This is a genomic window from Erythrobacter sp. HI0063 (genome assembly GCF_001635685.1).
Classification (GTDB): Bacteria; Pseudomonadota; Alphaproteobacteria; order Sphingomonadales; family Sphingomonadaceae; genus Qipengyuania.
In genome coordinates this window covers 1-503 of sequence record NZ_LWFF01000159.1, presented here as the reverse complement: position 1 = coordinate 503, position 503 = coordinate 1, and the positions used below count along the sequence as shown (strand labels likewise).

Annotated in this window: 2 protein-coding genes; both read left to right on the top strand. The window is 63.4% G+C overall.

The features are described 5' to 3' along the window. The coding region (locus tag A3736_RS05865) for a DUF1214 domain-containing protein (RefSeq protein WP_156502000.1) at positions 1–277 on the top strand (277 nt) is incomplete at its 5' end. A gap of 33 nt (positions 278–310) precedes the next feature. Beyond that, the coding region (locus A3736_RS17865; RefSeq protein ID WP_233999254.1) for a hypothetical protein at positions 311–503 on the top strand (193 nt) is incomplete at its 3' end.

The following is a 503-nucleotide window of genomic DNA, read 5'->3' as shown; positions in this document are numbered from 1 at the left end:
GTCGCTCAGCGTGTACCAGCCCGATGCCGACGGGCGGCTGTTCTTCTTCGAGGTGCCCATCGACCGGCACTCGATCAATTCGGGCTCGTCCGATCTGGTCAAGCGCCCGGACGGATCGATCGTCCTCCACCTCTCGCGCGAGCGCTCGGAGGAAGAGGACGTGGTCTGGGTGCCGACACCCGAAGGACCGTTCGAAGCTATCTTCCGCACCTATCGCCCCGCAGAGCCGGTGATCGACGACAGCTGGAGCGTGCCGTCGCTGGAAAAGCAGAGATAAAAGTCCCGCCTCTCGACGCACGGAGAGCACGCCATGATTGTCTGCTTCCCGGCCCACAAGCTGCTAGTCGGCAAAGCGCCGATTCCGGGTATTCGCCCCCTCCCCGAGCGTCCCGAAAAGCGCGCCTTAAGCACGGCCTCGCAACTGAGCGAAATGGTCCGACAATGCCTGGAAAGCAGCCATGTTGGTTCTAGGACGGACGCGGCTTTGGCTTCGGCGTGGCTGG